Below are 8,669 nucleotides of genomic sequence, written 5' to 3' on the forward strand. Positions count from 1 at the left end.
GGCTGGCCGACCACGTGCTGCCGGAGCTGCCAGCTCTGAAGCTCACGCAGGACGAGCACCGCCAGCACAAGGACGTGTACTGGCACTCGCTGAAGGTGCTTCGCAACGCCGTGAACCTGGAGGCCGAGCGCGGGTTGGAGCCCTCGCTGGAATTGCGCATGGCCGCGCTGCTGCACGACATCGGCAAGCCCGATACCAGGGCTTTTACAGAATCTGGAGCGGTGACCTTCCACCAGCACGAGGTCGTCGGCGCGCGCATCACCCGCCGCCGCCTGCGCAAGCTCAAGTACTCCAAGCAGCACGTTCAGGACATCGGCCAGCTGGTGTTTCTGCACATGCGCTTCCACGGTTACGCGGACACGCAGGGCAAAGGGCAGAACCAGGACGCCCGCCGTGGCGCCGGGGAAAAGGACAACAACGAATCCACCTGGACCGACTCCGCCGTGCGCCGTTATGTCAACGACGCCGGCGAGCTGCTGCCACTGCTGCACCTGCTGGTGCGCGCCGATTGCACCACCCGCAACCAGCGAAAAGCCCAGAGACTGCAGCGCACCTACGATAATTTGGAAAAGCGCATCGAGCAGCTACAGGAGCAGGAGGACCTCGCTGCCGTCCGCCCCGACCTGGACGGCAACGAGATCATGCAGATCCTGGATCTCAAGCCCGGCCCTGATGTGGGCAAGGCCTGGGCGTACTTGAAGGAGCTGCGGCTGGATCGCGGGCCGATGGAGCGTGAGGACGCCATTGCCGCGCTGAAACAATGGTGGGGCGAACAGAAAGGTGGGTCGCAAAAGTGAGCGCTGACCAGCAGTCGAGCGGCACCGCAGGGCAGCCGAATGGCACGGAGAACGACACCGAGAACGGGATCGAGAACGGCATCGAGAGCCAGTTCAACGTGCAGCCCGGAGACGTTATCTTCCAGGCTCCAGCCGTGGTCGTGGACCCTGACGGCTACCTGGATACCGCCGACATTGAGCCCGCGCACCTGGAGGCGTTCGTGGATGCCTTCGGCACCTCGCCAGGCGTGCTCGCCGTGCCGGGGTTGCCCGGCGCGGACGCGCTATTGGTGCTGGAAGTGCAGGACGACCCGGAGGCCGACGGCCAGGGGCCCGGCGCCGCACAGGTCGGCGGCGCCACCATCGTGGCTGTCCGCTTGGGCCTCATGAGCAGCGAAGCCGTTGCCAATCACCTGCCCTCGCTGGCGGAGAAGCTCACCAAGCCGAAGGTCTTCTTCATCGGCGGCGACAACGAACCCGTCGTGCTTGCCGTCGGCCTGTTGGACGCTGATCGTTTGGAGCTGGACGCGACGAGCAGCAATGGTGAAGCGGCGAGCGGCAGCCCTGAAGCCCCCGGCCCCGGCAGCCCTGAAGCCCCCGGCCCCGGCAGTCCTGAAGCCAATCCGGCCCCTGCCGCCCGCTTCGGCGCGCGCGGGCAGTTCATGCTGGTCAGCACCGCCGAAGAGGCACCCAGCGTGGACGAGCAGGTAGCGCAGGTCGTCGGCCATGTGGATCCCTCCGTGCTGCGCGGCCTGCGGCTCTTCCACAGCTACGTCCTCCTGAGCGCCGCCGACGTGCGCGGCTGGCTGGATTCCGGGATCGCCGGCCTCCAGGCCGCAACCGCAGAAGATGTGTTCACAGACCGACCGGCGGAGACGTGGCGTCACATTATGAAGAACAGCCCCTTCCCCAAAAACCTGTTCGCAACCTGGGCGAGCCACCCGGAGCGCAACTAGATGGCCGCAAGCAGCACCCACCGCGACAGGAACGCTGACTGGCGCGCCGGGATTGCCGACGCCTGGCCTGTGGCCTTGGGCATGGTGCCGCTGGGTCTGGCCTTTGGCCTGCTGATCACCCAGGTCGGTTTCGCGTGGTGGTGGGCGCCGATCTTCTCCTTCGTCATCTACGCGGGCTCGATGGAGTTCCTGGCGGTCTCGTTGGTCACGGGTGGCGTGGGGCCGCTGAGCGCGGCGCTGTACGGGTTCCTGGTGAACTTCCGCCACGCCTTCTACGCCCTGAACTACCCCATCTCCCAGGTGCGCGGCTGGCTGGCCAGGGCATATGGCATCTATGCGCTGACGGACGAGACGTATGCGATCCTCGCCGCCCGGCGCGACGCGAAGTGGTCGACCGCCCGCGTGATGGCCGTGCAGATCCTGCTGCAGATCGGCTGGGTCGGCGGTGGCGTGCTCGGCGCGCTGTTCGGCAGCGCCCTGCCCTTCGAGATTCAGGGCATGGAGTTTGCACTGATTGCTTTGTTCACGGTGCTGGCGATCGAGGCTTTCGTGAGCTTCAAGGACCTCTCCCTGCCGATTGTGGCGGCAGTGTGTGGTGCGGTCGGCCTGCTGATCTCGCCGGACAACATGTTGATGATTGGCATGAGCCTGTACTTCGTGAGCCTCATCGTGCGCTTCCTGTGCCCGCCGCTGGACCGCGCGCTGCGTCTGAAGGTAGGCGCGGATAACGCTGCCTCCCGGGAGGTGGAGTAGATGCCCGCCGTACACCTGCAGGCCGCCGCGGGTCTCCCCGAGGGCGTGGAACTCGGCCCCACCTTGGCGATCCTCGGCTCGATCTTCCTGGTCACGCTCGCCCTGCGCGGCCTGCCTTTCGCCGCCCTGCGCTTCTTCCGCGAATCCGACCTGGTCGCCTGGCTGGGCCTGGCTATGCCCGTTGGCGTGATGACCCTCCTAGTCGTCTACACGGTCTCCGGCCAGGCGGATGCGCCGGGTGGCTTCGCGGCGGTCGCCGTCGCCCTGGCCTTCACCGTCGCCCTGCACCTCTGGCGCCGCTCGGCCACGTTGTCGATCTTGTTGGGCACGGTGCTGTATCTGGTGTTGGTGAACCTTATTTTTTGACGCCCCCTCCCCCGCCGCACCTAGCCCCAGCACCGTAGAATAGCGCCCATGCCGACCCCTGATTTCATCGTTGAACTGCGCAAGAAAATCGGCCACGACGAGCTGTGGCTGCCCGGCGTGACGGCCATTGTCATCCGAGACGTTCCAGAGGGCGCACCCATCTGGGCCGTGCCGGAGGTGCTGCTGGTCAAGCGTGCCGACGACGGTCAGTGGACTCCCGTGACCGGGATCGTGGACCCGCGGGAGGAGCCGCACCTGGCGGCCATCCGTGAGGTGTGGGAGGAAACCGGCCTGCACGTGCAGGTGGACGCGCTGCTGGGCGTGGGCCAGGTCGGCCCCGTGGAGTACCCAAATGGGGATGTGACCAGCTATGTGGACACCACCGTCCGCTGCACCGTGATCCCCGACCCCGAGACCGGCGACTTCAACGACGAGCCGGTGATCGGGGATGACGAGTCCACGCAGGTGGGCTGGTACTCGATCTCCCAGATGCCGCCGATGCAGCCGCGCTTCCGCCTGGTGATTGCCGACGCGGTGGCGCAGATGAAGCACCCGGGGGGCTTCCGCCCGCGCATGGGCTACGTGAAGCGACTGCAGAAGCCGGAATAGGCGCAGTAGGCGCGGACTCGCGGCAAGCCCCGCGCCGCGTAAGCCCGAGCGCCTACCAGGTGTGCGCGCCCGCGGTTTTCCCGCCCTCCGGGAAGCGCGCGGCATAGGAGCTGGCGCGCAGGGAGCAGATCACCAGCTGCACCTGGTGGAAGATCATCAGAGGCAGGATCATCATGCCCAGGCTCGCCCCGCCGAACATCACCGCCGCCATCGGCAGCCCCGAGGCCAGGGACTTCTTGGTGCCCGCGAACTGGATGGCCACCTGGTCGGCATAGTCGAATCCCAGTTTCCGCGAGGTCAGGCTCGTCACACCCAGCATCAAATGCACCAGCGCGATGGAGCCCAGCACCAGGCCCAGAATCGTCAGCCAATTGACCGAACTCCACACGCCGGAGACGATGCCCTCCGAGAAGCTGACGTACACCACCAGGCCGATGGAGATCTGGTCCACCTTCTTCGTCGCCTTGGAGGCCGCGAACTTATACACCCACCTGCGCAGCAGCTGGCCGATGGCAAACGGCAGCAGTAGCTGGACTCCGATGTCGAGGAACGTGGTGGCGTCAATATGAAAGCCTTCCGAAGAAGACATCAGCAACAGCACCAGCAACGGTGTGAAAAGCACTCCCAGCAGGCTAGAGACGCTGGCCGCGACGATCGAGGCGGCGACGTGGCCGCGCGCGATGCTGGTGAAGGCGACGGAGGATTGCACGGTCGATGGCACGAGGGTGCAGAAGAGAATGCCCAGGTAGAGTTCGTTTCCGACGACCGCCTTCAGCGGCATCATCGCCACGCCGATCAGTGGGAATACCACGAACGTGAATGCCAAGATCAGCAGGTGCAGCCGCCAGTGCATGAGGCCTTTCAGGGCCTCTTGCGGCGATAGGCGCGCGCCGTAGAGGAAGAACAGGAACGCGATGGCGACCTTCGTGATGGTGTTGGCGACATCCGCCGCCTCGCCGCGCACGGGCACAATGATCGCCGCGACGACCGCGATGACGATCAGGACGATGAGGAAGTCCGGCCGGTAACTAATGATGCGATGCCATAGCGACTGTTTTGCTGCCATGGGCCTTTATCTTATTGACGCCCCCGCCCCCGCGAACCTTGACCGTCCACAACGTGCCAGGCACCGGGTGGGTTGGGGTGTGCGTAGGCTTGCGGGGGCCGAAACGTGGATTGGCGCGCGGCACCGGCGGGTTGGGCGCCTGCCCGACGTTGATTGTGCGCCGGTGGGTTAGACGATGGCGCGGTCGAGCTCCGCGACGGTCTGCTTCGGGATCAGCGCCGCCACGGCCGCGGCGATGCCAAGGATCACCGCAGCGACGATGAACGCGGTGACGTAACCGGCGGCGGAGTCCGAGCCCTGGGGGGAGCCTGCGACTTGGAAGACCGGCAGCACGGCGAAGGACACGCCTGCACCCAGGTTGAAGGCTGCGGAGTTCATGCCGGGCAGGAAGCCCTCGTTATCCTTCGGGGAGTTCACCACGCCCAGGTTGTTGATGACGATGTTGGCGATGCCCGCGTAGGTGACACCCAGCAGGATCACGGTGATGATCAGCACCGGCAGCGAGTGCACGCCGACGAACGCCAGAGCCAGCATGAGAGCCGCACTGGCGAGGTTGGCGATGATGATCAGCCGTCCGTAGCCCACCTTCGGTGCCCAGCGGCCGGCGAAGGGGCCGACGGCCCAGCCGATGAGGGCGTAGGGGGTCAGCAGCCACAGGGAAGCCTTGTCGGCCTCCAGACCGAAACCTGCATCCGGGTTCTGTGCCAGGGAGATAGCCAGGCCGTTGACCGCGGCAAACACGCCGGTCATGGTCAGCACCGTGGTGGCCAGCAGCGCCCAGGTGTGGCGGCGGGCCAGGTACTTCGGGGCAACCAGTGGCTGGTCGTGGCGGTTCTCGTACTTCCAGAAGGCCAGGAAGACGACCGCGCCGACGATGAACATAGCGATGACGTACAGCCAGTTTGCTGCCCCGGCCTTGCCTGCCTCGTTGACGCCCAACGTGATGCACAGCACCGATACCACCAGCAGAGCAGCGCCCGCCCAGTCCATCTTCACATTGTCCGACGGCTTGGACTCCGGCGCGCCGAAAGCAATGACCAGGGTGGCGATGGTGCCGATGATGGCGATGAGCCAGAAGACGGAGCGGAAGCCCCAGTGCTCGGCCATCCAGCCGGCGAGGATCACGTCGATACCGGCGACGCCGCCGTTGATGGCTGCGAGCAGTCCCATGAGGGTGCCCAGTCGGACCTCCTCCTTGACCTGGCTGCGCAGGATGATCAGGGTCATGGGGATTGTGGGGCCGGCGATGCCCTGCATCGCGCGAGCGACCATCAGCACGCCAATGTTCGGCGCCAGCGCGGCGATGAGGCCGCCGAGGGACATCACGCCCAGCATGATGACGAGGATCTTCCGGCGGCCGACAATGTCGGACAGACGCGGCAGGAACAGGCCGCACATGGCTCCACCGGTGAAGAAGGCGGTTTGGGTGAGACCCGTGGCGGCCTCGTCGGTGTTCAGCTCGCGGGCCATGGTGGCCAGCACCGGCGAGAGCATGGAGGCGTTCAGCTGGAACGCGACCGCCGCGGTGATCAGCACCGCCATCAACAGGCCGATGCCGCCGGGGCGGGAGTCGACCGGATCCGGCGATGCGGCCGCAGCCGCGGCAGGGGCTCCAGTGGCTGTAGTTCCGTCGGCCACACCACCGGGCTTTCCGGATGGTGCGTTGTCGGCGTGCGGATTAGTGGAGTTCATGGGCGGCTCCGATTCAGTGTCAATTGAAAACCAATTGGAGTTTCAGTAGTTGCAGCTAGAACTCTAAGCGATGAACGCGCGCCTGACTAGAACCCCGTACTTGCGCCTGACTAAAACCCCGTATTCCCGATTCGCTGCAGCGCGTCGACCAGCAGGTTCCAGAAGCGTTCTGCATCGACATCCACAGCTACGCGGGTGCGCAGGGTAGCGCCCGCTGCGCCAGGCTGGCCGGCCGTGCCGGTTGCATCCGCTGCGGTGGCGGAGGCGGTGGCGTCAAAATCAGAATCATCCGCAGTGCCCAGCGCCGTCGGATCCTGCCCGCCATCCTGGCTACCCCAGGTGCGCCGCAGGTCCACGATGGTCGCCCCGCGGGTCAGCTCGCCCTTGGTCTCCACGTCGATGGGCGCCAGGATTGTGCGCACGACCTGCGGGTCTGCCACGGCCGCGACGGCCAGCGGGTCGTGCATCGGCGGGCCGGGGTAGTGCCGCTCCTTCATGTACGCGCCGCCGAAGAACTCCACCAGCTCCGCGATGAACTTCGCCACGTCGGTGTCGACCTCCGCCAGCTGCTCCATCCGCTGCGGCGTGGCCAGCACCTTGTGCGTGACGTCCAGCCCGACCATCGTCACCGGCCAGCCTGCGCCGAACACGATCTTCGCAGCCTCCGGGTCGGCCAGGATGTTGAACTCGGCGCTCGGGGTCATGTTGCCAGCGTGGTGCGCGCCGCCCATTAGGGTGACGCCACCTACGCGCTCCACCAGCTCGGGATACATGCGGGCGAACAGGGCGATGTTGGTCAGCGCCCCCGTGGGCACGAGGGTGACGGACCCCGGCTCGTTTTCGCGAATGATGTCCGCGATGAGGTTCACCGCGTGGCGGGTATCCAGCTCGATTCCGGCGGCGGGCAGCTGCGGGCCGTCCAGGCCGCTATCCCCGTGGATTTCCTCCGGAATGATCTGTGGTGCCACCAGCGGGCGGTCCGCTCCGGCGGCGAAGGGAATGCCTGTGATGTTGCCTACTCGCGCGAGGGCCAGGGCGTTCTTGGTGACCTTCTCCAATGTCTGGTTGCCCGCCACCGTCGTGACCGCCAGCAGATCCAGGTTCGGGTTACCCCAGGCCAGGAGCATGGCGATTGCGTCGTCGTGCCCCGGATCGCAGTCCAGGATGATCTTCTGTGTCATTTATGCGTCTCCTAGTCGACGGATTTCGTTTTCGGTGGCGTAGCTGCCCGCCGCGCCGCGCTTCTGCGTGGCCAGCGCCCCGGCCGCTGCGCCCAACGTGCATGCATCAACTAGGCTCTCCCCCTGCGCCAGCGCCGCCGCGAGCGTGCCGCAGAACGCATCGCCTGCACCCGTGGTGTCCACGACGCGCTCGACGTAGACGGCGGGGATGTGCACCGGTTCGGCGTCACCCTCCACAATCATGGCTCCGCGCTGCCCCAAGGTAACAACCACAGAGCGAGCGATGGGGCGCAGGCGATCCAGCAGCTCCTCGATGGGCGTGCCGGGGGCGGCGTCGAGCACCGCGGCGGCCTCACCCTCGTTCAGCACCAGCGGATCGGCCGCGGCCAGCAGGTCGGGGTCGCGCGTGGTTACGGGTGCGAGGTTCAGCACCAGCCGCGAGTCCGAGCCCGCCACCAGCTTCGGCAGCTCCGCACTGTGCTCTGGGGTCAGTTCGCCCTGCGCAAGCACGATAGGTACGGGTCCGCGGCGGCGTAGGTCGTCGACGGTTTCGCGCTGCTGGGCGGGGCTGACCAGCTCGTTCGCACCGGAGGTGACGATGATGATGTTCTCGCCGCTCGGGTCGTTCATGATGAACGCGCGACCGGTTGGCTGTCGACTAATCACGATGTAGTCGGTGTCTACGCCGTGTTCGCGCAGCTCCTTCAGCGCCAGGTCACCTTGCGGGTCGCCGCCTACCGCAGATAGAAGCACGGTATTGACGCCCATGTGTGCGCAGGCCGCCGCCTGATTGGCACCCTTTCCGCCCAGCCCCTCTATGCCGGGTTCTGCGATGGTCGTTTCCCCTGGCTGGGGGAAGTTCTGAACGGTGACGAAGGTGTCGACGTTGGTGGTGCCGGATACGACGACGGTGGCGTTGGAGTCTCTCATGCTTCCCCAGAATACTGGAGAATATTGGGTTAGCTGGCGCGGTGGAGCTGGGGTGGCGGGTGCGGATGTGGGGATCTTTGGGGTGGCGGTGGCCGGTTGGAAGGGTGAATGTCCCAAATTCCAGGTCTTAAAACATAACTATTCTATTTCCGCAGGTCAGAGAGTTGCCTTTTGTGCTTCACACCCGCTACTTTCAATAACTCGACGATTTGGGACATTCGCCTGTTAGGAACCGTAAGGCTGGCAGGAAATAAGCCCCCGACGGGCGTCGGGGGCTTAAGGAATTGGGGGCCAGACACCAAAGGCTCAATGATCAAAAGCCCAACGACCGGGGCTCGGC

At 65.8% G+C, this 8,669-nt stretch carries 9 protein-coding genes; 5 read left to right on the plus strand and 4 right to left on the minus strand.

Annotated features, from left to right (window positions below; translation table 11 throughout):
• The 5 genes from Q0331_RS06525 to Q0331_RS06545 all read left to right on the plus strand — a co-directional run.
• Window positions 1-797, plus strand: a 797-nt coding sequence (locus Q0331_RS06525) for an HDIG domain-containing metalloprotein (protein WP_298075619.1), incomplete at its 5' end; no start/stop codon positions are given.
• Window positions 794-1,732 carry a hypothetical protein gene (locus Q0331_RS06530; protein WP_298075620.1) on the plus strand — a complete coding sequence of 313 codons (939 nt, stop codon included), beginning with the start codon at window positions 794-796 and terminating at the stop codon, window positions 1,730-1,732. The genes Q0331_RS06525 and Q0331_RS06530, both read left to right, overlap by 4 nt.
• Window positions 1,733-2,485, plus strand: coding sequence for an AzlC family ABC transporter permease (locus Q0331_RS06535; protein ID WP_298075621.1), 753 nt, complete (start codon window positions 1,733-1,735; stop codon window positions 2,483-2,485).
• Window positions 2,486-2,851, plus strand: coding sequence for a branched-chain amino acid transporter permease (locus tag Q0331_RS06540; RefSeq protein ID WP_298075622.1), 366 nt, complete (start codon window positions 2,486-2,488; stop codon window positions 2,849-2,851).
• Window positions 2,852-2,899: 48 nt separating this feature from the next.
• Window positions 2,900-3,460, plus strand: a complete 561-nt coding sequence (locus tag Q0331_RS06545) for an NUDIX domain-containing protein (protein ID WP_298075623.1) — start codon at window positions 2,900-2,902, stop codon at window positions 3,458-3,460.
• A 52-nt stretch (window positions 3,461-3,512) separates the two neighbouring features.
• Here the strand turns inward: Q0331_RS06545 and Q0331_RS06550 are convergent, their stop codons facing one another.
• The 4 genes from Q0331_RS06550 to Q0331_RS06565 all read right to left on the minus strand — a co-directional run bounded on the left by Q0331_RS06550 (window position 3,513) and on the right by Q0331_RS06565 (window position 8,329).
• Window positions 3,513-4,526: a bile acid:sodium symporter family protein gene (locus Q0331_RS06550; RefSeq protein ID WP_298075624.1), complete on the minus strand. Its 1,014-nt coding sequence runs from the start codon at window positions 4,524-4,526 to the stop codon at window positions 3,513-3,515.
• 168 nt (window positions 4,527-4,694) lie between these two features.
• Window positions 4,695-6,068 carry an MFS transporter gene (locus tag Q0331_RS06555; RefSeq protein WP_298075627.1) on the minus strand — a complete coding sequence of 458 codons (1,374 nt, stop codon included), beginning with the start codon at window positions 6,066-6,068 and terminating at the stop codon, window positions 4,695-4,697.
• 260 nt (window positions 6,069-6,328) lie between these two features.
• Window positions 6,329-7,399 carry a nucleoside hydrolase gene (locus Q0331_RS06560; protein WP_298075625.1) on the minus strand — a complete coding sequence of 357 codons (1,071 nt, stop codon included), beginning with the start codon at window positions 7,397-7,399 and terminating at the stop codon, window positions 6,329-6,331.
• Entirely contained in the window at window positions 7,400-8,329 is a 930-nt protein-coding gene (locus Q0331_RS06565) for a ribokinase (RefSeq protein WP_298075626.1), read from the minus strand.
• Window positions 8,330-8,669: the final 340 nt, after the last annotated feature.

The sequence above is a fragment of the uncultured Corynebacterium sp. genome (assembly GCF_937999985.1).
Lineage (GTDB): Bacteria > Actinomycetota > Actinomycetes > Mycobacteriales > Mycobacteriaceae > Corynebacterium.

What these genes read in the sequence shown, in the direction of transcription:
- Q0331_RS06535 (WP_298075621.1), top strand. Translation starts at nt 1,733, where the DNA reads ATGGCCGCAAGCAGCACCCACCGCGACAGGAACGCTGACTGGCGCGCC.
- Q0331_RS06540 (WP_298075622.1), top strand. Translation starts at nt 2,486, where the DNA reads ATGCCCGCCGTACACCTGCAGGCCGCCGCGGGTCTCCCCGAGGGCGTG.
- Q0331_RS06545 (WP_298075623.1), top strand. Translation starts at nt 2,900, where the DNA reads ATGCCGACCCCTGATTTCATCGTTGAACTGCGCAAGAAAATCGGCCAC.
- Q0331_RS06550 (WP_298075624.1), bottom strand. Translation starts at nt 4,526, where the DNA reads ATGGCAGCAAAACAGTCGCTATGGCATCGCATCATTAGTTACCGGCCG.
- Q0331_RS06555 (WP_298075627.1), bottom strand. Translation starts at nt 6,068, where the DNA reads ATGGCGGTGCTGATCACCGCGGCGGTCGCGTTCCAGCTGAACGCCTCC.
- Q0331_RS06560 (WP_298075625.1), bottom strand. Translation starts at nt 7,399, where the DNA reads ATGACACAGAAGATCATCCTGGACTGCGATCCGGGGCACGACGACGCA.
- Q0331_RS06565 (WP_298075626.1), bottom strand. Translation starts at nt 8,329, where the DNA reads ATGAGAGACTCCAACGCCACCGTCGTCGTATCCGGCACCACCAACGTC.